This window comes from Labrys sp. E2SS-1L, assembly GCF_057073705.1.
On sequence record NZ_CP172712.1, the window covers coordinates 2,045,685 to 2,069,927 of the forward strand.

Sequence of the window (24,243 nt, forward strand, 5' to 3'; positions counted from 1 at the left end):
CCTTAAAGCCGGTTGCTGCGGATCGAGACCGAACGGGCATGGGCGGCAAGGCCCTCCGCCTCGCCGAGCGCGATCGCCGCCGGACCTATGGCTGCAAGCTGCTCGGGCCCGCATTTGAGGATGGAGGTACGCTTCATGAAGTCGAGCACGCCCAGGCCCGAGGAGAACTTGGCCGAGCGGGCCGTCGGCAGCACGTGGTTGGAGCCGCCGACATAGTCGCCGATCGCCTCGGGCGTGTGCGGCCCAAGGAAAATGGCGCCGGCATTGCGGATACGCGCCGCCAGAGCCTCGGCATCCCGGGTGATGATCTCCAGATGCTCCGCAGCGAGGCGGTCTGCCAGTGGCGGGGCCTCGGCCAGCGAGGCCAGGGTAATGACGGCGCCATAGTCGCGCCAGCTGGCTCCGGCAATCTCGGCGCGGGGCAGGGTGGCGAGCTGGGCCTCCACTTCATGTTCCACCTGAGCGGCCAGGGCGGCGCTGTCGGTGATCAGGATCGACTGGGAGGCCGTATCATGCTCGGCTTGGGCCAGCAGGTCGGCGGCGATCCAAGCGGGATTGGCGCTGTCGTCGGCGATCACCAGCACTTCCGAAGGGCCGGCGATCATGTCGATGCCGACATGGCCGAAGACGCGGCGCTTGGCGGCCGCCACATAGGCATTGCCCGGCCCGGTGATCTTGGCGACGGGCGCGAGGGTGGGGGTACCGTAGGCCAGGGCGGCGACGGCCTGGGCGCCGCCGATGCGATAGACCTCGTCGACCTCGGCGAGCTTGGCGGCCGCCAGCACCAGCGGATTGAGGACGCCGCCCGGGCTCGGCACCACCATCACCAGGCGTGGGCAGCCGGCGACCTTGGCCGGAATGGCATTCATCAGGACGGAGGAGGGGTAGGCCGCCGTGCCGCCCGGCACGTAGAGGCCGACGGCCTCGATCGCCGTCCAGCGCCAGCCGAGTTCCACGCCGATGGCATCCTTGAACAGCGTGTCCACAGGCTTCTGGCGCTCGTGATAGGTGCGGATGCGGCTGGCGGCCAATGCGAGTGCCTCCAGCGCGCCGGCATCGCATTGGGCCTGCGCCGCCTCGATCTCCGCCGCGGTGACGCGCATGGTCTCGGGCGTGAGCGTCAGGCGGTCGAAGCGGGCGGTGTAGTCGATCACCGCCGCATCGCCGCGCGCCACCACATCCTCGATGATGGCGCGCACGGAGGCATCGACATCCTCCGAGATCTCGCGCTTGGTGGCGAGGAGGGCGGCGAAGGCGTCGGCGAAATCGGCCTGGGTGCTGTGGAGCCGAACCGGCATGGCATTTCCTTGTGCGGCGGACAGTCGTGAAACGAGGCGCTTTGCTTGAGAGGTCACGCTGCCCCTCACCTTACCTCTCCCCGTAGCGACGGGGCGAGGAGGCGCAAGCGTCATGCCTGATTCTCAAAGCTCTCATCTCGCCCAACCGTCTGGCGAGATGAAAGCTTCTTGAATTGAACTCGACGTTGAAGTCCCCTCGCCCCGTCCCTACGGGGAGAGGTAAGGTGAGGGGCAGCGCAAGCGTGAGTACTTGCGCTGAAGGGAGAATGCAATGCGGTGGCGATCTCCAGCTTCACACCCGGGCGGGTGGCGGGGAGCCGCAGGGCCAGGCCGGGCCGAGATCGGACATCGCTGCTTCCAGGCACTCCACTTCGAGGCGAATGGCACTGCCACCCTCGAAATAAAGCGTCACCAGCCCCGCCGGATCGTCGCTCACCTCGAAGGAGATCGACAGCAACACCGCCTTCTGGCTGGCGTTCTGCTCGAAATGCGAGTGCTTGACCCCGAGAACCCGCTCGAAATGCAGGCCCGAGCGGCGCCTCGTGCGTTCGCCGCTCTGGGCGCCGCACCAGTCATAGCGATCCATCACCAGGGCGAAGCGCTTCTCACGCGGCAACCAGGCAATCTCTGCCGGCGCGACGACCGCATCCTGCAGATGGGTGGAGATGACCTCCAGGTCCTCTCCATCGAAAGCAAGCAACTTGAGGGGTTCGGGCGACAACATGAGCTGCATGTAATGTCCCGCAAGCTGCGCGGCAAGAGGTCGCGGGGATCGACGGTTCCAAGGCGCGCCTTTCGCAAGGACGCCGGTGCCGATGGCAAGATGCCGAGGCTGCCCGGAAGAATGGCGGTTCCACCAAGCGGATCCTCGGCGTATGACAGAGGCGACCCATCCGAGAGTGCCAATGCCCATGCCGGTGTCCCAAACAGAGCCCAAATCCGAGTCAGTTTCGCGCAATGGTGGCCGCCTGATCGTCGATGCGCTGGTGGCGCAGGGCGTCGAACAGGTCTTCTGCGTGCCGGGCGAATCCTATCTTGCCGTGCTCGATGCCCTGCATGATGCCCCGATCAACGTCACTGTCTGCCGCCAGGAAGGCGGCGCGGCGATGATGGCCGAAGCCGTCGGCAAGCTCACCGGTCGGCCCGGCATCTGCATGGTCACGCGCGGGCCCGGCGCTACCAATGCCTCCCATGGCGTCCATATCGCCATGCAGGATTCCACGCCGATGATTCTCTTCATCGGCCAGATCGAGACCGGCATGCGCGAGCGCGAGGCTTTCCAGGAGGTCGACTACAAGGCTTTCTTCGGCTCGATGGCCAAATGGGTGGTGGAGATCGACAAGGCAGAACGCATTCCCGAACTGGTGACCCGCGCTTTCCGCGTCGCCATGCAGGGCCGTCCGGGGCCGGTGGTGGTCGCCTTGCCGGAGGACATGCTGGTCGAAACGGCCACGGTTGCCGATGCCGCCTATGTCGAGCCGGCGCAGACCTGGCCGGGCCGCGATGAGATGGCCCGCCTCGAAGCTCTGCTGGGCGAGGCCAGGAAGCCCCTGCTGATCGTCGGCGGCTCGGGCTGGTCTGATGAGGCGGTGACGAGCCTGGTTCGTTTCGCCGAGCGTTTCGACCTGCCTGTCGGCACCTCGTTCCGGCGCCAGATGCTGTTTCCGGCCGACCATCCCAATTATGCCGGCGATGTTGGCATCGGGCCCAATCCCAAGCTGGCCCAGCGCATCAAGGAGGCCGACCTCCTGATCCTGGCGGGCGGGCGTCTTTCTGAAATGCCGTCCTCCTCCTATTCGCTGGTGGACATTCCCACCCCGCGCCAGAAACTCGTCCACATCCATGCCGGTGCCGAGGAACTGGGGCGGGTCTATCAGCCCACCCTTGCGATCCACGCCACGGCTCAGGCCTTCGCCTCGGCCCTCGACGGTCTGCAGCCGTCCGGCAGCCTGCCCTGGTCGGCCGAGACGCGCCAGGCGAATCGGGACTTCCATGACTGGACCGACGAGCCCAAGCCGATCCCCGGCACCTTCCAGTATGGCGAGGCCCTGCTCTGGCTGCGCGACCGCTTGCCCGAGGACGCGGTGATCTGCAACGGCGCCGGCAACTACGCCATCTGGGTGCAGCGCTATCTGCGCTTCCGCCGCTATGGTACGCAGCTCGCGCCGACATCGGGCTCGATGGGCTATGGCATGCCGGCTGCCGTGGCCGCCAAGGCATTCGACCGTTCGAAGACCGTGGTCTGCTTCGCCGGTGACGGCTGCTTCATGATGAACGGCCAGGAATTCGCCACCGCCGTGCAGTACGACCTGCCGATCATCGTCGTCGTGGTCGACAACGGCATGTACGGCACCATCCGCATGCATCAGGAACGTGAATTCCCGGGGCGCATTTCGGCGACGAAGCTCAAGAACCCGGATTTCGCCGCCTATGCCGTCGCCTTTGGCGGGCATGGCGAGACGGTGACGACGGCCGCCGAATTCGGGCCTGCCTTCGAGCGGGCGGTGGCGTCCGGCAAGCCGGCCATCCTGCATTGCCGCATGGACCCGGAAGCGATCACGCCGATGACCACGATCACCCGGATCCGCGAGCAGGCGCTGGCGAAATGACGATATCTTCCTGGGATCGCAGGCTTCCAGCCTGCTCTTCCCTCTCTGCAGGCTCGGTATTTTCAAGAGCAGGCTGGAAGCCTGCGATCCCAGCGACCCTCGCCCTTCTCCTTCTGGCATCGCCTGCCTTCGCCGGCGATGCCGTGAAGGGCAAGGCCGGTTTTGCCCGCTGCGCGGCCTGCCACCGGGTTGGCGAAGGCGCCAAGAACGTCGTGGGGCCGCAACTCAACGGCATCGTCGGCCGGCCGGCGGCCTCCGCGCCGGACTATGTCTATTCGCAAGCGATGAAGGCCTCGGGCAAGACCTGGGACGAAGCGTCCCTGCGCCTCTTCCTCACCCGTCCTTCCGCCGCCGTTCCCGGTACCAAGATGACCTTCGCCGGCATCCGCGACGAGGCGACGGTGGATGATGTCATCGCCTATCTCGCGACCTTCGATGCCGAAGGGAACGCCAAGCCATGAGCCGCCCGCTTCAGAATCGTGTCACGCCGTTCGGCAAGATCGTCGCCATCACGGCGCGCGGCACGATGATGGGCATTCGCGGCGGTCGCATTCATGACGAGACCAAGCGCCTGACGCGCCGGCGCTGGACCTCCAGGCGCTGGATCTGCTGCGAGCTCTCTTTCAAGGGGCGTTGGCGGGAGGTCATGGGCCCCGGCTACACGCATCTGTTTTTCCTGGACGAGGTCACGGCCCTGGCGGCTGGCCATCGCCCCTGCTTCGAATGCCGCCGCGCCGATGCGCTAGCCTACCAAGCCGCCTTTCCCGAGCCCGGGGCCGGCGCCGATCGCATGGATGAGATCCTGCACGCCGAGCGCCTTGGCGAACATCGGATTGACGATACCTCGAACCTCCCAGACGGTGCCGTCTGGGCCGATGGCGAAGGCGCCTTCACACGCCGCGAAGGCAAAGTGTTGCGTTGGTCTCCCGAGGGCTGGGAAGAGGCCCAATGGCAGGATCGGCCAGCACGGATATTGACGCCGCCGGCGAGTGTCGCAGCGCTCCGCAACGGCTTCAGGCCCAGGTGGCACCCCACGGGGGGCGGGTCTTCAGACCCGCCTGGAATCGCCGTGTTCACCGAATGAGCAAGGCGGGTCTGAAGACCCGCCCCCCGGTCAGTCCGCCAGCGCTGCCGAAATCCGCTTGTTGAGCTCCTCCGGGTTGACCAGCGCGAGAGCCCCGCGTGTTTTGCTGACCAGGCCTTCCTTCTCCAGGGCCGAAAGCTCGCGGGAGACGGCCTCGCGGCGGCAGCCGATGCGGGCGGCGAGGTCGTGGTGGAAGGGGGGCGGTGAGAGCACGCGCTGTCCGGGATGGCTTGCGCGGGGCTGGGACAGGCGGATGAGCTCGGCATAGAGCCGGTGCTTGGTCTGCAGGAAGGAGTGCTCGGCGAGCTTGGTGTTGAGCGCGCGCACGCGGCTGGCGAGCAGCTGCAGGATCTGCTTGCAGACAGAGGCGTTCTCGGTGAGCAGCTCCATGAACACCGGGCCGGAGATGATGCACATCTGCGAACGGTTGAGCGCGGTCACATTGGCCGAGCGCCCGACGCCGTCGATGGCCGACAATTCCCCGAAGAACTGGCCGCCGCCGAGCTCGGCCAGGATCACTTCCTTGCCGGTAATGGTGCGGTAGAGCACGCGCACCTTGCCGGAGATCAGGAAATAGACGTCGTTGGAATTGTCGTCATAGTCGACGACCAGCTCGTTCTCCTCGAACTTGGCCCAACGCACCCGGCCGTCGAAGGCCTTGATCGTGGCTTCGTCCAACGATTGGAACAATGGAATCTGGGACAGGGTATTCGACATCGTTCCTCCGCTGAAGCGTCTGCCGAGCCGTAGAGCAAGCGCGTTCATTCCATGAATGTCACGACCGGAATTCGATCGTGGCGGGCCTCCATCGCCGCGCAAAGTGCTTCATGGCGCGCTTCGTGGCAAGCCCGCGCATCCAAGATCCCGTTACCGCCGACATGGCCACGGAATTTCCATGGAACGGCAACAGGATCCCAATTTGCCTCGTCGCGTGCGGCATCTTATTTTCGAGCCAACGATTCGGTTCAATTTCCGGAGCAAAGCGCGTTTAAGCGGAAATGCACTTTTGCTCCCTCTCTTTGGTTCGAGCGCGTCTTTGCGATTCGTGGTGGTTCACCCAAATCGCAAAACGCTATGAGGAAACACAATGTCGAAAACGCGCGTCGCGGTACTGTTCGGTGGGCGCTCGCCGGAGCATGACGTCTCCATCGTTTCAGGCCTGCAGGCGCTCAACGCGCTCGACAGCTCGAAATATGAAGGCTTTCCCGTCCATGTCGCGGGGGATGGTGCCTGGTTCACCGGCGATGCCCTGCGCAACCGTGCCAATTACATTCCGGACGAAGAGGCCCGGCGCGCGCTGACGCGGGTCGACCTCGATTTGTCGGCCGGCAAGGGGCTGCTGATTCCGCGCGGCAAGACGGGACTTTTCGCCAAGAAGCCCGTGCCGATCGAGTTCGACGTCGCCCTGCTCGCCTTCCATGGCAATATCGGCGAGGACGGCCAGATGCAGGGCGTGTTCGAGACGGCCAACGTGCCCTATACTGGCGCGCGCACCCTGGCTTCGGCCGTCCTGATGGACAAGGCCATCACCAAGCGGGCCTTTGCCGGGCGCGGTATCGGCATGCTGCCTGACGTGGTGGTCTCGCGCCCCGCGACCGGCCTGGTGCCCGAGAAGGCGGGCCTGGAAGCCGCCCTCAAGAACATCAGCTTCCCTGTGATCGTCAAGCCGGCGCATCTGGGCTCCTCGATCGGCGTCGCCCGGGCCGAGGACGTCGACACTGTGCGCCAGGTGCTGCCCGGCATCTTCAAGTTCGACACCCACGCGATCATCGAGCCTTTCGTCGAGAATCTGGTCGAATACAACGTCGCGGTGCGCCGGGAGAAGGGCGAGATCGTCACCTCGGCCATCGAGCGTCCCAAGCGCGAGACCGACCTGCTCGATTTCAAGACCAAATACATGTCCGGCGGCTCCAAGAAGACCGGCGGCGGCAAGCAGCCGGGCGCCTCGAGCCAGGGCATGCTGTCGCTGACGCGCGACATCAATCCCGAACTGCCGGCCGCCATGGAGAACACCATCCGGCAATGGGCGAGCGAGGCCTTCGATGCCGTGAACGGCACTGGCGCGCCGCGGATCGACTTCCTGTCCAATGAACGGACCGGGGAAGTCTGGCTCAACGAGGTCAATCCCTGTCCGGGTTCCTTCGGCTATTTCCTCTGGGAGGCAGCGGCCAAGCCGGTACTGTTCACAGCCTTGCTCGACCAGCTCATCGAGGAGGCCAAGGCCTGCCACCGCGCGGCCCAGCTGCCCAGCGATCCCACGCCGACGGATGCCCGCCTGTTCAAGCGGTGATTTGACGCGTTCCCGGGTGCGCGGACGTCCCGTCCGCTTCTTCCTCCCCTGCAAGCACGGTGTTTCCAAGAGCGGGCAAGATGCCCGCGCACCCGGGAAATCCTGCTTCAGGGCCGGTCCAAATCTCGGCGCTCCAAAATCGCGGCCCGGACCCGGTCCGGCGTCGCCGGCACCCGGCGCAGCCTGATCCCGGCCGCGTCATGCAGCGCGTTGAGGATGGCCGGCGCGGTGGGAATGAGGGCCTGCTCGCCGACGCCCTTGGCGCCGAACGGGCCGACGGGTGAGGCGTCCTCGATCAGGATCGTCTCCACCGGCGGCACGTCGCCGATGGTGGGAATGAGATAATCGTGCAGGTTCTCGCCGCGGCCGGGATGGAACTCCTCCATCAGGGCAAGGCCGAGGCCCTGGGCGACGCCGCCTTCGATCTGGCCTTCCACCAAGGTGGGATTGATGGCGCGGCCGACGTCATGCGTGGCGGTGATCTTCAGGACCTTGATGGTGCCGAGCTCGCAATCGACCTCGATTTCGGCCATATGGGCGCCGAAGCCGTAGAGGGCGTAGGGCTCGCCCTGGCCGTCCGCGTCGAGGGGGCTGGTCGGCGGATCGAAGGTCTGTTCGGTCGCAAGAGCATAGCCGAGATCGTTGGCCGGCAGGTCCGCCAGCCTGAGCGTGCGCACCCTTTCGCCGTCCTCCACCGTCAGCACGGCATCGCCGAAGCGGATGGTGGCCGTTTCGCCGGCATTGGTCTGGCGCAGGATCTGCGCGCGCAGGTCCCGCCCGGCGAGCTCCGCCGCCTTGCCGGTGACGAAGGTCTGGCGCGAGGCCGAGGTCTTGCCGCAATCGGGCGACAGGTCGGTGTCGGCGGAGACGAGGTCGAAGGCCTCCACCGGGGCGCCGAGCGCCTGTGCGCAGATCTGGGTGATTGCCGTATTGGAACCCTGGCCGATATCGACCGCGCCCTGGTGCAGCGCCAGGCGCCCATCGGACTTGAGCCCGAGCCGGATGGTGGACGGATTGGGCAGGGACGTGTTGCCGCAGCCATACCACATGCCGGCAACACCCACTCCGCGTCGCAGGAAACCGCGCTGGCTGCCATTGAAGGCGGTGGCTTCCTCGCGTGCTCGCCGCCAGGGATCTCGCAAGGCCTCGAGGCACGTCTTGATGCCGACGCCCTTGCCGAGGACCTGACCCGTCACGGTCGGCAGGTCGTTGGTGAGGGCGTTGAGAATGCGGAATTCCAGCCTGTCGATGCCGAGCTTGTCGGCAAGCGCGTCATAGAGCTGTTCCTGGGCGATCGAGGATTGCGGCACGCCAAAGCCGCGAAAGGCGCCCGCCGGCACCAGATGGGTGTGCACGGCACGGGCGAGGGCGCGATAATGCGGGATGTAGTAAGGGCCGGAGGCGTGCACCGGCACGCGGTTCGCCACCGTCGGCCCCCAGGAAGAATAGGCACCGGTGTTGAAGTCGCCGGAAAAATCCATGGCGGTGAGCTTGCCGTCCCCGGAGGCGCCGATCCGCAGCTTCATGTGGGCCGGATGCCGCTTGGTGGTGGTCGAGATCGATTCCGAGCGCGAATAGACCATGCGAACTGGACGGTCGAGCTGCCAGGCGGCGACGGCGATGAAGGGCTGGACTGAGAGGTCGAGCTTGGAGCCGAAGCCGCCGCCCACGGCGGTGGGGATGATGCGCACATTCTCCGGCGGGATGCCGAGCAGGCCGGCGACGTCGTCGCGATCCATATAGGGCGCCTGCGTGCAGGCCTGGATCTCGATCCGGTCGCCCACTCGGCGGGCAAAGCCGGCCTCCGGTTCGATATAGGCGTGCTCGACGAAGCCGGTCTCGAACTCACCCTCCACCACGGCATCGGCAGCGGCGAGCGCCGCTTCGGCGTCACCACGCACGACGCGGCCTCGGGTCAGGACGTTCTCGGGGCGGGCGGAATGGAGGAGATCGGTCGAGGCGAGGGCCTCGTCCATGGCCGCAAGGGCCGTGAGCGGGGTCCAGTCGACCGGGAAGGCCGAGAGGTCGAGGGCCTGGATGGCTTCCGGCTCGCCCACCACGGCAGCAATTGCCTCGCCGCGGAAACGGGTTTCGCCACTGGCGAACACCGGCTGATCGGCAAAGGCCGGAATGACGCCGTAGCAATTGCGGCCCGGCACGTCGCGGGCGGTGAAGACCCTGACGATTCCGGGATGCGCGGCGAGGAAAGCGTCGACGTTGCCGATCTCGAAGGCGGCCCGATGGTGCGGGCTGCGTATGGCACGCAGGGCCAGGACATCGTGCGGTGTCTCGTCGGCACCGAAAATGTCGCGCCCTTCCACCTTGGCCGCGCCATCGAGACGATCGATACGCGAGCCGACCGGGCTTTCGGGGGTGGAAGGCAGGACGGTTGCAGGGCCTTCAGCCACAGCCAGCACGGCGGCGATGATCTTGCGATAGCCGGTGCAGCGGCAGAGGACGCCGCCGAGAGCATCGGCGACGCTGTCTTCCGTCACCTCGGTTCCACTCTGCAGCAAGGCCGTGGCGGCCGTGAGCATGGCGGGCGTGCAGATGCCGCACTGCGCCGCGCCGTGCCGCAGGAAGGAGGCCTGCAAGGCCCCGGTGAGAGGGTTGCTGCGGGTGAGCCCCTCGATGGTGTCGACCCGGCGCCCCTCGATCTGCGCCGCGGCAACCAGGCAGGAACAGGCCGCCTCGCCGTCGAGCAGGACCGTGCAGGCCCCGCAGTCGCCGGCATCGCAGCCGACCTTGGTACCCGTCAGCCCGAAGCCTTCGCGCAGGACCTGGCTCAGGCGGGTGCCGGGCGCCGCCGCGACGGTGGCGGTTTCGCCATTCAGCATGAAGCCGGGCAGCCTCTGGTCCATCCACCCCTCCCTATTGCAAGGTCGCATCGAGCGTTCGGGCAATCAAGGTTCTTACCGCATCACGCCGATACTCGGCACTGGCCCTGACGTCGTCGATCGGCGCAAGGCCTGCGAGATGCTCGGGTTCGATCATCGCGCCGAGGCCAGGCCCCGCTTTCGTGCCGACGAGCGCCGTCTCCAGAGCGGTGAGGCGTCGGGCGACCTCCGAACAGGCGCCGACCGCGATACGCGCCTCGACGATTCTACCTTCATCGTCGCAAGCGATGATGACGGCCACCATCGCAATCGAGATGACGAGATATTTGCGAGCCCCGAGCTTCAGGAAGGCCGAACGGCCGGCCTCGATGCTGCGCGGCACCAGGACTGCACTCACCAATTCGTCGGGGCGCCGGGCGGTTCTGCGATAGCCCGTGATGAAATCGGCCAGGGCCAGCTCGCGCGTGCCTTTTGCCGAGCGCAGTTCAACGCGCGCATCGAGGGCGAGCAGAGGCGGTACGCCATCGGCGGCGGGCGAGGCATTGCACAGATTGCCGGCTATGGTTCCCGCATTCTGGATCTGGATGGCGCCGACCTCGCGGGCGGCCTGCTGCAGAGCATGCAAAGCCGGCGGCAATGCAGCCCTGGCGATGGCCGACCAGGTCGTACGGGCGCCGATGCGGATGAGGTCGACACCGAATTCGATGCCCGACAGCCCTTCAATGGCGGACAGGTCGAGCACGGCGCCGGTCAGGGGTCTGTCGCCCAGGCCAGGGAAGATGTCGGTGCCGCCGGCGAGAATGCGCATCGGCTCAACTGCGAGGGCCTCGCAGGCTTCGTCCACCGTTCTGGGGCGCAGATACATCCCCACCTCGCGGAGTGAGAAATTGTTAGTGTACTAATAAATTATCGAGGTCCCGGAGTCTGTCAAGTGAAGGTTGAGAGGGCGGGTGCAAGACGCCCGCCCGCCGAGGTCAGGCCTTACAGGCCAAGGCTTTTGCGGATCGCCGGCAAGCCGGGCTGCCCATCGAAGGTCGTGACTCCCGCGAGCCAGGTTTCCAGCACGCCGGGATTGCCCTTGAGGTATTTTTCCGCCGCCGCCGGGCCGTCCAAGCCGTCGCCTGTGATCATCTGCATCATCTGGTTTTCCAGCTCCACAGTGAATTTCAGATTGGCGATGAAGCGGGCTGCATTCGGGCATTGTTCGGCCCAGCCAGCACGCACATTGGTATTGACGACGGCCTTGCCATAGTCCGGCCCGAAGGTGTCGTCGCCGCCGGTAAGATAGCGGATCTTGAAGTTGACGTTCATGGGATGCGGCGCCCAGGCCAAGAAGACCATGTCGTCCTGGCGGGCAACGGCACCCTGGAGCTGGGCCAGCATGCCCTGCTCCGAGGATTCGACGACCTGGAAGCCCTTCAGGCCGTTCTTGTTCGCGTCGATCAGGCCTTGCACCAGGCGATTGCCGTTGTTGCCGGGTTCGATGCCGTAGATCTTGCCTTGCAGGCTGTCCCGGAACTTGGCGATGTCGGCGAAGTCGTGCAGTCCCTTGGCATAGGTGTATTCGGGTACGGCGAGGGTGTATTTCGCACCCACCGGCAGATTGGCGCCGATGACCGCGATCGACTTGTCTTCCAGATAGGGCTTACGGTCGTTCTCCATGCTCGGTTGCCAGTCGCCGAGGTAGACGTCGATATCCTTGGCCTTCATCGAGGCATAGGTGACCGGAATGGAGAGCACGGTCGTCTCGGGCCTATAGCCCAGTCCCTTGAGCATGACCGAGGCGATGGCGGTGGTCGAGGTGATGTCGGTCCAGCCGACATCGGAAAACCGCACCGCCTTGCAATTTTCCGGATCGGCCGCGAGGGCGGGTCCCGCCGCGCCCACCAGCAGCGCGGCCATGGCGAATATGGTGCCGATATGCTTCATTTTACCCCTCCTGGAGCCGATGAGGCTCTCTCCTGTCCTTGATCCGCTGCGCGAACACGGCACGCTGGGACCCCGGAACAGGGATGCAAGGGGATACAGGCATCGAGGGCGCGCGGGCCTCCAGCCAAGCACAGTACCTGCGTACCGCCTATGTGACTGCGGGCACCCTTGTTGATGCGGATGCGCCGCTGTTACCCTAAGGCGGGCCGTATCACTGGTGCCTCCTGGCAGTGACAGGGTCCTCGGTCGTCCGCCGGCGCGCGACGCGGACCCTCAGGGCCCGACGATCACCGGCATCTTCGTCGCCGGCGGCGTGTTGCGGCTGCGCTGGGTGCGCACCACGCCATCGATGACCGTCATGCCGATGCCAGGCAGGTCGCCGAGCTGGATGCTGTCCAGAAGGTCCTTGCCCGCCGAATGCTGGGCCTTGTCCATCAGCACGAAATCCGCAGCCCGGCCCACTTCGATCAATCCGCAGTCGAGCGAGCGCATGCGGGCGGTGTTGCCGGTGGCAAAGCACAGGGCGATCTCGGCCGGCACGTCGCCGAGCGAGGACAGCATCGAGACCATGCGCAGGATGCCGAGCGGCTGCACGCCCGATCCGGCCGGCGCGTCCGTGCCGAGGATGACGCGTTCGAGCTGGTTCATCTCGCGCGCGGTGCGCAGCGTGTAGAGGGCGGCCCGTTCATTGCCGTTATGCACCAGTTCCAGGCCACGGCCGCAGCCCTCGCAGATGCAGCGGATCTGGTCGAGCGGCAAAGCAGTATGGCCGCCATTGATGTGGCCGACGACATCGGTATCGGCTTCCAGCACGACATCCTTGTCGATCAGGCCGGAGCCCGGAATCGAGGGGCCGCCGGTATGGATGGTCGACTGGATGCCGTATTTGCGGGCCCAGCCCACCATCCTGCGCGCGGTGGGGCCGTCCTTGACACCGCCGAGACCGACCTCGCCGAGCAGCTTCACGCCGGCAGCGGCGAGTTCCCTGAAGTCGTCCTCCACCATGTCGGGTTCGATCACCGGTGCGCCGGCATGGATCTTCACGCCGCTGGGCCGGAAGGCGGAGAAGGTGCGCTGGGCGTAGATCGCCATCGCCTTGAGACCGACGACATCCCGGGGGCGCCCAGGTGTGTGCACCTCGCCGGCCGAGATCATGGTGGTGACGCCGCCATGGAGGTTGGATTCGATCCAGCCGAGCTGGTTCTGCCGCGGCGTCCAGTCGCCGGCGACGGGATGGACATGGCTGTCGATCAGGCCCGGGGTGACGGCGGTGCCGGAGGCGTCGATCACGCGGGTGGCACCGGAAAGGTCGATATCCTTCTCCCGGCCGATGGCGGCGATGCGGCCGCCGACCGCTACGATGGTATCGGCGTCGAGGATAGGATTGGCGATGTCGCCGCTCAAGATGAGGCCGATATTGCGAATGACGAGCTTGTCATTGGCCCCGCCGTCCCTAGCTTCCTCATGCGCCATGCTGTGCTCCTCCCGATGGTTTGAGATCGTTAGTCTACAAACAATTTTGAACAGCTCAAGGGCCCATGGGGCGACGGCTTGTCGATCGCCCATCACCGAAAGTGCCGCTTTGGCCGATGCCGGCGCAGGCGTATTCTAGCGGTATCCGCCTCGTCCGGCTTCTCCAGCGCGGTGCGATGCGGCTGGAGGGAAACGTCATGAGCGATCGGGCAAGCGTGGAAGAGCTGGTGCGCCGGGCCTATGAGCGGCGCAGTGCCGGCGATTTGGACGGCATCATGCAATGTTTCGGGTCGGATCCGAGCTTCCGGCTCGCTGGCGATGAGGTGCTAGGTGTCCTGACGACCAAGGTCCGCGGGCAGGACAATTTGCGGCAGGCGATGCGCCAATTGGTGGAGGCCTGGGACTGGAAGGACTATCGGATCGACGCCATCCTGGTGGATGGCGATCGCATCGCCGTCCACGCCAAGGGCACCATGCTGTTCGTGCCGACCGGGCAGCGCTTCGATACGGAGACGCTGGACTTGTTGGAGATCGCCGACGGCAGGATCAAGCAGTTCCTGCAATTCTGCGATACCCATATGGCGGCCAAGGCAATGGGCTTGGCCGCCTGACTGTGCGCTTCGATGGGCGTCAGGCTACGGCATCGTGCCCGATCTCCGACTCGGTCACGACGCTGTCATTGATTGTTGATGCATCGTCTTCGCCGAAAGCCGGTACCCACCTTTCGGCACCATACTCTAGCGCGATGAAGCTGCGTCAGCCGGTCTCTTCGTCTTCCTTCGCCTCCTCGGCTGCGTCGATGGCTTCCTTGTTCAGGGTGACGCCGACGGTGTCGGGACGCTCCAGCGGCTCGGGCTTCATCAGGCGCTTGGAATTGACCAGGTCCATGCCGGCATAGATGCCACCCTGCTGCTGCGCCACGATGCGCCTTGCGTCGCGATCGCGCACATCCTCGATGATCTCCTCGGCCTCGACATTGTCGACACCGAGGGCTTCCAGGGTCGATCGTCCGAAGGCGAGGGCGCTCTCATAGGTCTCGCGCATGTGGAAATCGACGCCGGCACTCAGCAGCGCCAGCACGTGCTGGCGGTCATAGGCGCGGGAATAGACCTCGGTGAGCGGAAACTCGGCCTTGACCATCTCGACGATCTTCACCGCCGTGGCGCGGTCGTCGATCGCAACGCAGATCACGCGGGCCTCGCCGGCACCGGCCGCGCGCAGCACGTCCAGCCGGCCGCCATCACCGAAATAGACCTTGGCACCGAAGCGGGCGGCGACGTCGATCATCTCGACATCCTTGTCGATGATGGTCGTCTCGATGTCGGCGGTGCGCAGGACCTGCGAGACGACCTGGCCGAAGCGGCCGAAGCCGATGACCAGAGCCTTGCCGTGCGCGTCGGAATAATCTTCCTCCCGGGTCAACTCGGCCGGGGCGAAGCGGGTGAGCAGTCGCTCGGAGCCGGCCGCGATCAAGGGGCCGAACAGCATGGTGAAGGCCGCCAATGCCTTGACGAAACCGGCCTGCTCGCCCTGGAGGAAGCCGTAGGACAGTCCGAGCGGGATCAGCACGAAAGCGAATTCGCCGGCCGGCGAGAGCAGGATGCCGGAGCGGATGGCATCGAGCTTGGTGGAGCCGGTGAGGCGGAAGACGGCGGCGACCGAGACGGACTTGACCAGGATGAGGCCGAGGGCGGCCACCACCAGGGCCAGCCAGTGCTGCAGCACCAGGGCGCCATTGATGTCCATGCCAACGCTCATGAAGAACAGGCCGAGCAGCAGCCCGCGGAAGGGCTCGATATCGGCCTCGAGCTCGTGGCGGAAATTCGATTCGGCCAGCAGCACGCCGGCGAGGAAGGCGCCAAGGGCCATCGACATGCCGGCCCACTGCATCAGGAGGGCAGTGCCGAGCACCAAAAGCAGGGCGGCGGCCGTCATCACCTCGCGGGCGTCGGTGGTGGCGAGGATGCGGAACAGCGGGTTGAGCAGATAACGCCCCGCCAGCACCACCACGGCGATCGAGCCGATCATGATGCCGGTGCGGGTCCAGCCGCCGCCCTCACTGGCCGCATGGGTAGCTTCGACAGCAAAAAGCGGGATCAAGGCCAGGATCGGCACCACCGACATGTCCTGGAACAGCAGGACCGCGAAGCTGCGCTGGCCATAGGGCGCCTGCAATTCGCCGCGCTCGCCCAGGACCTGCAGGGCGATGGCGGTGGCGGAGAGGGCAAGGGCAATTCCGGTGAGTGCCGCCCCCATCACCGACAGGCCGAGTGCATGGGCGATGCCGCCGATCACCAGGGCGCAGACCACGAGCTGCAGGCCGCCGAGGCCGAAAATATCCTTGCGCATCGCCAGCAGGCGCGAGAGCTGCAGCTCGAGCCCGATGACGAAGAGCAGGAGGACGATGCCGATCTCGCCGATATGCTGGATGGTGACGGTATCGGTGAACAGCGCGAAGCCGGAAGGGCCGATCGCCAAGCCGGCGATCAGGTAACCGAGGATAGCGCCGAAGCCGATGCGCTTGAAGATGGGAACCGCGACGACGGCGGCGCCGAGGAAAAGCAGAAGGCTGGGGAGAAAACTGGCGTTGGAATGTTCCATGAGCCTTCATGCAATTGGAGAGCAGCGAGGTCAATTCCCTTGGGACGCCAGGCACTCGAGAACGCGAATGACCGGGCTGGGAGACCTTGGAAAGAGACGGGCGTCTTCCAGATTTATTGCTCTGGCGGCCCGGTTCAAGGGCGCCCTTCGACAAGCATGATCCAGGCAAACAAAAAGGGCGGCGCTTGCGCACCGCCCTTCGAGATTCTCACGAGGAGACCGGACTTAGAAGTCCATGCCCCCCCTCAAGTCCGGCATGCCGGACTTGAGCATGTTTCGCTTTTGGGCGAAGGGACTTCTTAGAAGTCCATGCCGCCCATGCCACCGCCCGGCATTGCCGGAGCCGCAGCGGCCTTGTCCTTCGGCGCTTCGCCGATCATCGCTTCCGTGGTGATCAGGAGCGAAGCCACCGAAGCGGCGTCCTGCAGCGCGGTGCGCACGACCTTGGCCGGATCGACGATGCCCTTCTCGAGCAGGTCGACATATTCCTCGTTCTGCGCGTCGAAACCGAAGGTCTTCGACTTGTTCTCGAGGATCTTGCCGACGACGATCGAGCCTTCGACGCCCGAGTTCTCGCAGATCTGCCGGATCGGGGCTTCGAGAGCCTTCTCGACGATCTTGATGCCGGCGCGGATGTCGGAGTTGTCGGAGGAGAGCTTGGCGACCGCAGCCTTGGCGCGGAGCAGAGCCGTGCCGCCGCCGGGGACGATGCCTTCCTGAACGGCCGCGCGGGTGGCGTTCAGAGCGTCGTCAACGCGATCCTTCTTCTCCTTGACTTCCACTTCGGTGGAACCACCGACGCGGATGACGGCAACGCCGCCGGCGAGCTTGGCCAGACGCTCCTGGAGCTTCTCGCGGTCGTAGTCGGAGGTGGTCTCTTCGATCTGAGCCTTGATCTGGGAGACGCGGCCTTCGATGTCCTTCTTCTTGCCGGCGCCGTCGACGATCGTGGTCTTCTCCTTCTCGATCGACACCTTCTTGGCGCGGCCGAGCATCTGGAGGGTCACGGTCTCGAGCTTGATGCCGAGGTCGTCGGAGATCACCTGGCCGCCCGTGAGGATGGCGATGTCTTCCAGCATGGCCTTGCGGCGATCGCCGAAGCCCGGAGCCTTGACGGCAGCGATCTTCAGGCCGCCACGCAGCTTGTTGACGACGAGGGTGGCGAGGGCTTCGCCTTCGACGTCTTCAGCGACGATGAGCAGGGGCTTGCCGGTCTGCACGACGGCTTCGAGCACCGGCAGCATGGCCTGAAGGCCCGAGAGCTTCTTCTCGTGGATGAGGATGTAGGGATCCTCGAGGTCCGCGATCATCTTCTCGGCATTGGTGATGAAGTAGGGCGACAGGTAGCCGCGGTCGAACTGCATGCCTTCGACGATGTCGACTTCGGTGTCGAGGCTCTTGGCCTCTTCGACCGTGATCACGCCTTCATTGCCGACCTTCTGCATGGCCTTGGCGATTTCGCCGCCGATGAAGGCGTCGCCATTGGCCGAGATGGTGCCGACCTGGGCGATCTCGGAGGAGTTCGCGACCTTCTTGGAACGGTCGGCGATGTCCTTGACGGCAGCCTGGACAGCCAGGTCGATACCGCGCTTGAGGTCCATCGGGTTCATGCCGGCGGCAACCGCCTTGGCGCCTTCGCGAACGATGGCCTGGGCGAGAACCGTAGCGGTGGTGGTGCCGTCACCGGCGGTGTCGTTGGTCTTGGAAGCGACCTCACGCACCATCTGGGCGCCCATGTTCTCGAACTTGTCGGCAAGTTCGATTTCCTTGGCGACGGTAACGCCGTCCTTGGTGATGCGGGGCGCGCCGAACGACTTCTCGATCACGACATTGCGGCCCTTCGGGCCCAGCGTGACCTTGACGGCATTGGCGAGAATGTCGACGCCGCGCAGCATCTTGTCGCGCGCGTCGGTAGAGAATTTGACTTCCTTGGCAGCCATGTGGGTGTCCTCAGAATGAATGGGGAGAATGGTAGCTGCCGATTAGGCAACGATACCCATGATGTCGGATTCCTTCATGATGAGGTAATCCTCACCATCGAGCTTGATCTCGGTGCCGGACCACTTGCCGAACAGGACGCGATCACCAGCCTTGACATCGAGGGGGGTGAGCTTGCCGGCTTCGTCGCGGCCACCCGGGCCGACGGCGATGACCTTGCCCTCCTGGGGCTTTTCCTTGGCAGTGTCGGGGATGATGATGCCGCCCTTGGTCTTTTCTTCGGCATCGACGCGCTGGACGACCACGCGGTCGTGGAGCGGACGGAACTTCATGGTTGTCTTCCTCTTGTGCGAGGGGCGGGGCCCCTTGGTCCACATCGAAGGGATTTTATGATAGACCGTTAGCACTCAGCAATGGTGAGTGCTAACGACTGACCGGGATTTAGTCAGCCCCCTGCGGACTGTCAAGGAGCGCCCCTGCAAACAATTTCGACCAAAGTGAATTTGGTGAATGGGACGGGGGACGAATCCCGGCCGGGCCTCAGGCCGGGCGGGCCCGCGGAGCGCTGAAGGTGGCGAAGAGACAGGCTGCCATGATCAGCGTAGCGCCCGCGAGCGTCCAGTTCGTCGGCACTTCGGCGAAGAGGTAGTAGCCGAAGATCATCGCCCAGACGAAGGCGGTATATTCCATGATGCCGAGCCGCGCGGCATGGCCACGCGCATAGGCCCAGGCGAGGCACAGATGCCCGAATGTGCCGAACAGGCCCACCGTGGCCGTGATCGCCCAATGCTCGAGCGTGACCGGTTGCCATTGCCACAGCCCGGCCGGCAATACGAACAGGAAGGCGAAACAATTGGAGAGCATCACGATGGTCAGGGTCGAATCCTGGCTCGACTGCTGGCGCATCAGCACCATCGACAGGGCATAGAAGAAGGCGCAGCCGAGCGCGGCCAACAGGCCGATCACGTCGAAGGCATGGGCCTGGCTGGCCTCCTGGCCACGGGCGATCACCAGCACGCCGGCAAAGCCGACCAGGATGGCGACCAGCGCCCGCACGGCGATCGGCTCCTTCAGGATGATGCGCCCCAGCAGTGCCATCAGCAACGGGGCGAGGAAGGTGAGGGTGATCGCCTCGACCAGCGGCAGCCGCGAAATTGCCGTGAAGAAGCAGGCCGCCGTCGCCAGCACCACCACGGCGCGCAGGCCGTTGCGCCTGAAGGCGGCCGGACTCGGCCAGCCCTTGGCGAAGAGGAGATAGATCGCCAAGGCGATCACGGCCCCGGCGCCATAGCGCATGGTGATGGCCTGCATGAGGGGATAGGTGGTCGAGATCACTTTCATGCCGGTGTCGAGAAAGGCCAGGAAGGTCACCCCCAGTCCCGACATCAGGATAGGACGCAGCGAAGCCTCGTTCCTCATGGCCGCACCGGCCCTCGGAGTTTTGCCGGGGCGCGGGGCCCGGCGGCGCCATCCCTCTCGCGGGCTTCACGGGTCTCGATATCGGGGAGGAACACGGGGTAGCCGCTGTGCATCAGGAAATCTTGTTTCCTTTCATTAATAAGGATGGGGGTGAATCGTCCATCGGGCGTCGAAAATATTTCTTTGTCCTCGACCCGTTCGCACTCCTGCCGGAAGCACTTTCCAGCAATCGGAGGAAGACGGCCGGGCACCTTTGCCTTAGTTTTGCGTCGTGAGGTTGCGTTGCGTGCGAAAGCGCAGGGACCCGCGACCAATCGCCGTCTTTACTGTCCATCATGGTGCATCGGCCCGAAATCCGGGTTATGACTGATCCAGATTGGAAGAATTCGAAGCGAGCAACGATCTCTCGGGGCCGGTGTCGCCGGATATTGACCATCGCCGGCCAGGGCCGGCCGAAGGCGAGTTTGGGTTGAAATGATGAACTATACTGCGATTTTCGAAACGGCTGTCGACGCTCTCCGGCGCGAGAAGCGCTATCGTGTCTTCGCCGACATCGAACGGATCGCGGGGCGCTTTCCCCATGCCCTCTGGCATGCGCCCGATGGTCCGCGCGAGATCGTGGTGTGGTGCTCCAACGACTATCTCGGCATGGGCCAGCATCCGGCCTCGATCGCGGCGATGGTCGAGGCGGCCCAGCAACTCGGCGTCGGTGCCGGCGGCACGCGCAACATCTCGGGCAACAGCCATCAGGTGGTGATGTTGGAGCAGGAGCTTGCCGATCTCCACGGCAAGCTGGCGGCCCTCGTCTTCACCTCCGGCTATGTGTCCAACCAGACCGGCATCTCCACCATCGGCAAGCTGCTGCCCGACGGCCTGATCCTGTCCGACCAGCTCAACCACAATTCGATGATCGAGGGCGTGCGGCAATCGGGCCGCGAGAAGGTGATCTTCCGCCACAACGATCTCGATCATCTCGAGGAGCTCCTGCGCAAGGCCGGCAAGGAGCGTCCCAAGCTGATCGCCTTCGAGAGCGTCTATTCCATGGATGGCGACATCGCGCCGATCGGGCGGATCTGCGATCTGGCCGAACGCTACAACGCCATGACCTATCTCGACGAAGTCCATGCCGTCGGCATGTATGGCGCGCGGGGCGGCGGCATCGCCGAGCGTGACGGCGAGATGGCACGCGTCGACGTGATCGAAGGCACGCTCGCCAAGGCTTTCGGCACGCTGGGCGGCTATATCGCCGCCAACACACCCATCGTCGATGCCGTGCGCTCGCATGCGCCGGGCTTCATCTTCACCTCGGCGCTGCCGCCGGCGGTGGCGGCGGCGGCCCAGGCCTCGGTCCGCCACCTCAAGACCTCGCAGAGCGAGCGCGCGGCCCAGCAGGCCAATGCGGCCCGCACCAAGGCGGCGCTTGCGGATGCCGGCTTGCCGGTGACGATCTCGCAAACCCATATCGTGCCGGTGATCGTCGGCGATGCCGAACGCTGCAAGGCCGCCAGTGACATGCTGCTCGCCGAGCACGGCATCTATATCCAGCCGATCAACTACCCCACCGTGCCACGCGGCACCGAGCGTCTGCGCATCACGCCGACGCCTTTCCATGACGAAGCCTTGATCGCCGAACTGACGAAGGCGCTGGTGGCGGTGTGGCGCAAGCTCGACCTGCCCTTCCGGCTGCGGGCCGCCGCGGAATAAGCCGGCCTCCGGTACGCAATTGCAGTTCGCCGAGGCGTCTTCGAGTTCGCACGACCATGTCATAGCCGGGCTTGACCCGGCTATCCAGAAGCCGCACGCGCAACCGGCCGCGAGGGCTGGATTGCCGGGTCACGCCCGGCAATGACAAATCGGAGCGTTTCTTCCGCAAGTGAAATGCGTTGTCTCCGAAATTCGGCTTCTCGTCATGCGAACCGCGTGAAGCACGCCGGCGTGTTGCGGGCGCGTGGTGGCGCTTGCGACGGCGGCATGGGCCGAGACGGGACGGGGCCCAAAACAGGCCGCAGCGGTAACCATGATTGCTAGCCGAAAAGTTACCATATTTCGGGAATGGCGCGCCTTGTGGCCCGAAATCAACGGCTCTGCCTTTTGATTCAATCTTTGTTGGCGATTTACGCACAAACGTTTCGTTACGGCTTCCGGGGGGACTGGGGCCGATCGTTCCGGCGTTTGTTGACGTGAGTATCCATGCGCGTACTGGGCCTGCCAGCCATTCTCGTCGCCTGTCTCGCTCTTGCGAGTTGCAGTGCCATCAGCGGCGATCCTGACCGGCCCATCCGGCCGCCGGAGACCACGGGCTCGGTCGCTTCCTCCATTCCGGCACCGCCGGAGCCGGAACCGATCCAGCAGCCTCTGCCCGAGGGCGTGCCGCCGGACACGGTAGCCATGGTGCCGCCGCCGATTTCCAAGCCGCCACTGCGGCCAGTCGCGTTACCCGTCGAGCCGGTGGCGGCGGTCATGGCGGCGCCGATGGTCAGGTCGGGCCCGCGCGAACGCATCTATGGCCGCCGCTTCCGCGATGCCAAGCCGATCAATTTCGGCAGGGCTTCGCCGCGGGCCTTCGCGGTCCATGGTGTCGACGTCTCACGCTGGCAGGGCGACATCGACTGGCAGACCTTGCGCCAGCAGGGCGCCAATTTCGTCTTCATCAAGGCCACCGACGGTGGCGACCATCTCGATCCCCTATTCAAGCGCAATTGGCGCGGCGCGCATGAGGCGGGCCTGCGTCGCGGCGCCTATCACTTCTTCTATTGGTGCCGCAGCGGCGCCGAGCAGGCACGCTGGTTCATCCGTAACGTGCCGCGCATCCCGGGAGCGCTGCCGCCGGTGCTCGATGTCGAATGGAACGCGGATTCGGCCTGCAAGCGGCGACCTTCGCCCAGCAACATCCGCGATAACATGCAGGCCTTCCTGACCATTGTCGAAAGACATTACGGCCAAAGGCCTATCATCTACACGGCGCCCGGCTTCTACCACGACAATCTGGAAGGGGCTTTTCTCGATTACCCGTTCTGGCTGCGCTCCGTCGCCCGCCATCCTTCCCAGGTGTTCGAGGGCAGAAAGTGGGTGTTCTGGCAATATTCAGGCTCGGGCCTTTCGCAGGGCGTGGGCGAGAAGATCGACCTCAACGTCTTCAATGGCAGCGCCGAGGCCTGGTATCGCTGGCTCGGGATGAATGCGGACGGGGGTGGTGCAGGCCAGGATCGGTATGCGTCGCGATAATAGCTAACAATTTCAATAGACTTTGACGCCGGTGCCCAAATGATGAATCGTCGACTCGATCGGATTTCGAGTCGATGGATCTTCCAATGCGCATCATCCTCGCCGCCTTTTCCGCCTGCTTCCTGGTTTTCGCCTCGCTCGGCGCGGTCCTGGCGGCTGAGCGCTGGGAGACGCTGCCGCCGACGCCGGCGCCCGTCGCCAAAGGCAGCTTTGCCGACATCAACGGCATCAAGCTTTATTACGCGACCCTCGGCAAGGGAGCGCCGGTCGTGCTGCTGCATGGCGGCCTCGGCAATTCCGACTATTGGGGCCTGCAGGCCAAGGCCCTGGCACGCCGTCATAAGGTGATCCTCGTCGACAGCCGCGGCCATGGCCGCTCGAGCCGGGACACCAAGCCCTACGGCTATGATCTGATGGCCGACGACGTCGTCGCCCTGCTCGACAAGCTCAAGATCAGACAAGCCGACATCGTCGGTTGGAGTGACGGTGCCATTCTCGGTATCGATCTGGCCATCCGCCATCCCGATCGTGTCAACAAGGTCTTCGCCTTTGCGGCCAACACCGTGACGTCAGGCGTCAAGGACGGAGTCGACAAGAATCCAACCTTCGCCGCCTATATCGAACGGGCCGGCAAGGAATATGCCAAGCTGTCGCCAACACCGAAGGAGTATGAGGCCTTTGTCGGGCAGATCAGCCAGATGTGGGCGACACAGCCAAGCTGGACCGATGTGCAGCTCAAGGCGATCAAGACACCGGTGCTGGTGGTCGATGGCGATCATGACGAGGCGATCAAGCGCGAGCATACCGAATATATCGCCGCCACCATTCCCGGCGCCGGCCTTCTGATCCTGCCCAATGCCAGCCATTTCGCCTTCCTGCAGGATCCGGCCTTGTTCAATGCGGCGCTGCTGGGTTTCCTCGACGGGAAATGAGCACGGGCTGGCAAGGCCTGACGCCGACTATCCATGGGCGAGGAGACGGAATGTCGATCGACCGTCGTGATCGGGGGAATGCGCCGACTCCCCGCTAGGTTCGACGGTCCGGATCGAACCGGTGAAGGTAACCCGCGAAAACGTCCACCGAGGCAGCCCGCGCGATCTGCGGCAGCAGGCGGCCGATCTCGCCGCGGTGATAGCCGCCATGCGTGACGACATGCGCCAGCATTTCCTCGCGTGACATGCGTCCGGGCTGTCCGTCCGTAAACCTGAAACGAATGGGTGCCTGCAGTTCCTCCGCCGACAGGCCGGCGACATAGTCGATATAGGCTCTGTCCGTCCGGCGAATATCTGCGGAGAGAGGCTGCAGCGACGGCAGATCATCTGGCTCGTTGTTGTCATAGCCATGGCTGAACCCCTGAAGATGCGCCATGAAGATGCGATCGACGATGTGAGCGTGATTGAGAATGCGCAGCGCCGGGCCGAAATCAGAGGGCGGGCCGGCGCGCTCCAGCTCGATCATCGCATCCAGCAGGAGATCGTCGGCCCAGGCCTTGTAGCCATACAGCGAAGTCAGAAGCGACTGGGCGCCCATGCGCTCTCTC

At 64.9% G+C, this 24,243-nt stretch carries 20 protein-coding genes; 8 read left to right on the forward strand and 12 right to left on the reverse strand.

Annotation, left to right across the window (positions count from 1 at the left end):
• Positions 1 to 2: 2 nt before the first annotated feature.
• The gene (gene hisD, locus ACIGJE_RS09460; RefSeq protein WP_415080382.1) at positions 3 to 1,298 is read right to left on the reverse strand and encodes a histidinol dehydrogenase; all 1,296 of its coding nucleotides are present in this window, start codon (positions 1,296 to 1,298) and stop codon (positions 3 to 5) included.
• A gap of 292 nt (positions 1,299 to 1,590) precedes the next feature.
• On the reverse strand, positions 1,591 to 2,031 hold the full coding sequence (locus ACIGJE_RS09465) for a DUF2948 family protein (RefSeq protein WP_311942665.1): 441 nt from the start codon (positions 2,029 to 2,031) through the stop codon (positions 1,591 to 1,593).
• A 178-nt stretch (positions 2,032 to 2,209) separates the two neighbouring features.
• Between ACIGJE_RS09465 and ACIGJE_RS09470 the strand changes: the two genes are divergently transcribed.
• Genes ACIGJE_RS09470 through ACIGJE_RS09480 form a run of 3 tightly spaced genes read left to right on the forward strand, consistent with a single transcriptional unit; the run spans position 2,210 to position 4,991 of the window.
• Positions 2,210 to 3,907, forward strand: coding sequence for a thiamine pyrophosphate-binding protein (locus tag ACIGJE_RS09470; protein ID WP_483679898.1), 1,698 nt, complete (start codon positions 2,210 to 2,212; stop codon positions 3,905 to 3,907).
• Positions 3,904 to 4,368, forward strand: coding sequence for a c-type cytochrome (locus tag ACIGJE_RS09475; protein WP_483679900.1), 465 nt, complete (start codon positions 3,904 to 3,906; stop codon positions 4,366 to 4,368). Before ACIGJE_RS09470 ends, ACIGJE_RS09475 begins: the two co-directional genes overlap by 4 nt.
• Complete coding sequence (locus tag ACIGJE_RS09480) at positions 4,365 to 4,991, forward strand: hypothetical protein (protein ID WP_483679902.1); 627 nt, start codon at positions 4,365 to 4,367, stop codon at positions 4,989 to 4,991. The genes ACIGJE_RS09475 and ACIGJE_RS09480 overlap by 4 nt, the downstream gene beginning before the upstream one ends.
• A 30-nt stretch (positions 4,992 to 5,021) precedes the next feature.
• Here ACIGJE_RS09480 and ACIGJE_RS09485 read toward each other — a convergent pair whose 3' ends face one another.
• Positions 5,022 to 5,708 carry a Crp/Fnr family transcriptional regulator gene (locus tag ACIGJE_RS09485; protein WP_082979673.1) on the reverse strand — a complete coding sequence of 229 codons (687 nt, stop codon included), beginning with the start codon at positions 5,706 to 5,708 and terminating at the stop codon, positions 5,022 to 5,024.
• Positions 5,709 to 6,078: 370 nt separating this feature from the next.
• Here ACIGJE_RS09485 and ACIGJE_RS09490 point away from each other — a divergent pair, with 370 nt between their 5' ends.
• On the forward strand, positions 6,079 to 7,281 hold the full coding sequence (locus ACIGJE_RS09490; RefSeq protein WP_483679904.1) for a D-alanine--D-alanine ligase: 1,203 nt from the start codon (positions 6,079 to 6,081) through the stop codon (positions 7,279 to 7,281).
• 107 nt (positions 7,282 to 7,388) lie between these two features.
• On the opposite strand, the gene ACIGJE_RS09495 is transcribed toward ACIGJE_RS09490, so the two are convergent.
• From ACIGJE_RS09495 to ACIGJE_RS09510, 4 genes are all read right to left on the reverse strand, one after another.
• A complete protein-coding gene (locus tag ACIGJE_RS09495; protein ID WP_415080386.1) occupies positions 7,389 to 10,142 on the reverse strand; it encodes a molybdopterin-dependent oxidoreductase in 2,754 nt (917 codons plus the stop codon).
• Positions 10,143 to 10,152: 10 nt separating this feature from the next.
• Positions 10,153 to 10,983, reverse strand: a complete 831-nt coding sequence (locus ACIGJE_RS09500; RefSeq protein WP_415080387.1) for an FAD binding domain-containing protein — start codon at positions 10,981 to 10,983, stop codon at positions 10,153 to 10,155.
• 116 nt (positions 10,984 to 11,099) lie between these two features.
• Complete coding sequence (locus ACIGJE_RS09505; protein WP_415080388.1) at positions 11,100 to 12,047, reverse strand: choline ABC transporter substrate-binding protein; 948 nt, start codon at positions 12,045 to 12,047, stop codon at positions 11,100 to 11,102.
• A 273-nt stretch (positions 12,048 to 12,320) separates the two neighbouring features.
• A complete protein-coding gene (locus ACIGJE_RS09510) occupies positions 12,321 to 13,520 on the reverse strand; it encodes an amidohydrolase family protein (RefSeq protein ID WP_415080389.1) in 1,200 nt (399 codons plus the stop codon).
• A 197-nt stretch (positions 13,521 to 13,717) separates the two neighbouring features.
• On the opposite strand from ACIGJE_RS09510, the gene ACIGJE_RS09515 reads away from it, so the two are divergent.
• Entirely contained in the window at positions 13,718 to 14,131 is a 414-nt protein-coding gene (locus tag ACIGJE_RS09515) for a nuclear transport factor 2 family protein (RefSeq protein WP_415080390.1), read from the forward strand.
• Positions 14,132 to 14,276: 145 nt separating this feature from the next.
• Here ACIGJE_RS09515 and ACIGJE_RS09520 read toward each other — a convergent pair whose 3' ends face one another.
• The 4 genes from ACIGJE_RS09520 to ACIGJE_RS09535 form a co-directional block, all read right to left on the reverse strand.
• Complete coding sequence (locus ACIGJE_RS09520) at positions 14,277 to 16,121, reverse strand: monovalent cation:proton antiporter-2 (CPA2) family protein (protein WP_311942637.1); 1,845 nt, start codon at positions 16,119 to 16,121, stop codon at positions 14,277 to 14,279.
• A gap of 299 nt (positions 16,122 to 16,420) precedes the next feature.
• Positions 16,421 to 18,061, reverse strand: coding sequence for a chaperonin GroEL (groL, locus tag ACIGJE_RS09525; protein WP_311942635.1), 1,641 nt, complete (start codon positions 18,059 to 18,061; stop codon positions 16,421 to 16,423).
• Positions 18,062 to 18,103: 42 nt separating this feature from the next.
• Entirely contained in the window at positions 18,104 to 18,391 is a 288-nt protein-coding gene (groES, locus tag ACIGJE_RS09530) for a co-chaperone GroES (RefSeq protein ID WP_311942632.1), read from the reverse strand.
• 208 nt (positions 18,392 to 18,599) lie between these two features.
• Entirely contained in the window at positions 18,600 to 19,478 is an 879-nt protein-coding gene (locus ACIGJE_RS09535; protein WP_415080392.1) for a DMT family transporter, read from the reverse strand.
• 477 nt (positions 19,479 to 19,955) lie between these two features.
• On the opposite strand from ACIGJE_RS09535, the gene hemA reads away from it, so the two are divergent.
• The 3 genes from hemA (at position 19,956) to ACIGJE_RS09550 (ending at position 23,635) form a co-directional block, all read left to right on the forward strand.
• Positions 19,956 to 21,182, forward strand: a complete 1,227-nt coding sequence (hemA, locus tag ACIGJE_RS09540) for a 5-aminolevulinate synthase (protein WP_415080482.1) — start codon at positions 19,956 to 19,958, stop codon at positions 21,180 to 21,182.
• A gap of 486 nt (positions 21,183 to 21,668) precedes the next feature.
• Positions 21,669 to 22,703 (forward strand): glycoside hydrolase family 25 protein, encoded by a 1,035-nt coding sequence (locus ACIGJE_RS09545; protein WP_394310610.1) that lies wholly within the window; start codon positions 21,669 to 21,671, stop codon positions 22,701 to 22,703.
• A 74-nt stretch (positions 22,704 to 22,777) separates the two neighbouring features.
• Complete coding sequence (locus ACIGJE_RS09550; protein WP_367625140.1) at positions 22,778 to 23,635, forward strand: alpha/beta fold hydrolase; 858 nt, start codon at positions 22,778 to 22,780, stop codon at positions 23,633 to 23,635.
• 94 nt (positions 23,636 to 23,729) lie between these two features.
• Here the strand turns inward: ACIGJE_RS09550 and ACIGJE_RS09555 are convergent, their stop codons facing one another.
• The gene (locus ACIGJE_RS09555; RefSeq protein WP_415080393.1) at positions 23,730 to 24,233 is read right to left on the reverse strand and encodes a DinB family protein; all 504 of its coding nucleotides are present in this window, start codon (positions 24,231 to 24,233) and stop codon (positions 23,730 to 23,732) included.
• Between the last annotated feature and the right edge of the window lie 10 nt (positions 24,234 to 24,243).

What these genes read in the sequence shown, in the direction of transcription:
- ACIGJE_RS09535 (WP_415080392.1), bottom strand. Translation starts at nt 19,478, where the DNA reads ATGAGGAACGAGGCTTCGCTGCGTCCTATCCTGATGTCGGGACTGGGG.
- ACIGJE_RS09500 (WP_415080387.1), bottom strand. Translation starts at nt 10,983, where the DNA reads ATGTATCTGCGCCCCAGAACGGTGGACGAAGCCTGCGAGGCCCTCGCA.
- ACIGJE_RS09480 (WP_483679902.1), top strand. Translation starts at nt 4,365, where the DNA reads ATGAGCCGCCCGCTTCAGAATCGTGTCACGCCGTTCGGCAAGATCGTC.
- ACIGJE_RS09475 (WP_483679900.1), top strand. Translation starts at nt 3,904, where the DNA reads ATGACGATATCTTCCTGGGATCGCAGGCTTCCAGCCTGCTCTTCCCTC.
- groES (WP_311942632.1), bottom strand. Translation starts at nt 18,391, where the DNA reads ATGAAGTTCCGTCCGCTCCACGACCGCGTGGTCGTCCAGCGCGTCGAT.
- ACIGJE_RS09510 (WP_415080389.1), bottom strand. Translation starts at nt 13,520, where the DNA reads ATGGCGCATGAGGAAGCTAGGGACGGCGGGGCCAATGACAAGCTCGTC.
- ACIGJE_RS09470 (WP_483679898.1), top strand. Translation starts at nt 2,210, where the DNA reads ATGCCGGTGTCCCAAACAGAGCCCAAATCCGAGTCAGTTTCGCGCAAT.
- ACIGJE_RS09545 (WP_394310610.1), top strand. Translation starts at nt 21,669, where the DNA reads ATGCGCGTACTGGGCCTGCCAGCCATTCTCGTCGCCTGTCTCGCTCTT.
- ACIGJE_RS09555 (WP_415080393.1), bottom strand. Translation starts at nt 24,233, where the DNA reads ATGGGCGCCCAGTCGCTTCTGACTTCGCTGTATGGCTACAAGGCCTGG.
- groL (WP_311942635.1), bottom strand. Translation starts at nt 18,061, where the DNA reads ATGGCTGCCAAGGAAGTCAAATTCTCTACCGACGCGCGCGACAAGATG.
- ACIGJE_RS09515 (WP_415080390.1), top strand. Translation starts at nt 13,718, where the DNA reads ATGAGCGATCGGGCAAGCGTGGAAGAGCTGGTGCGCCGGGCCTATGAG.
- ACIGJE_RS09485 (WP_082979673.1), bottom strand. Translation starts at nt 5,708, where the DNA reads ATGTCGAATACCCTGTCCCAGATTCCATTGTTCCAATCGTTGGACGAA.
- ACIGJE_RS09465 (WP_311942665.1), bottom strand. Translation starts at nt 2,031, where the DNA reads ATGCAGCTCATGTTGTCGCCCGAACCCCTCAAGTTGCTTGCTTTCGAT.
- hemA (WP_415080482.1), top strand. Translation starts at nt 19,956, where the DNA reads ATGAACTATACTGCGATTTTCGAAACGGCTGTCGACGCTCTCCGGCGC.
- ACIGJE_RS09490 (WP_483679904.1), top strand. Translation starts at nt 6,079, where the DNA reads ATGTCGAAAACGCGCGTCGCGGTACTGTTCGGTGGGCGCTCGCCGGAG.
- ACIGJE_RS09550 (WP_367625140.1), top strand. Translation starts at nt 22,778, where the DNA reads ATGGATCTTCCAATGCGCATCATCCTCGCCGCCTTTTCCGCCTGCTTC.
- hisD (WP_415080382.1), bottom strand. Translation starts at nt 1,298, where the DNA reads ATGCCGGTTCGGCTCCACAGCACCCAGGCCGATTTCGCCGACGCCTTC.
- ACIGJE_RS09505 (WP_415080388.1), bottom strand. Translation starts at nt 12,047, where the DNA reads ATGAAGCATATCGGCACCATATTCGCCATGGCCGCGCTGCTGGTGGGC.
- ACIGJE_RS09520 (WP_311942637.1), bottom strand. Translation starts at nt 16,121, where the DNA reads ATGGAACATTCCAACGCCAGTTTTCTCCCCAGCCTTCTGCTTTTCCTC.
- ACIGJE_RS09495 (WP_415080386.1), bottom strand. Translation starts at nt 10,142, where the DNA reads ATGGACCAGAGGCTGCCCGGCTTCATGCTGAATGGCGAAACCGCCACC.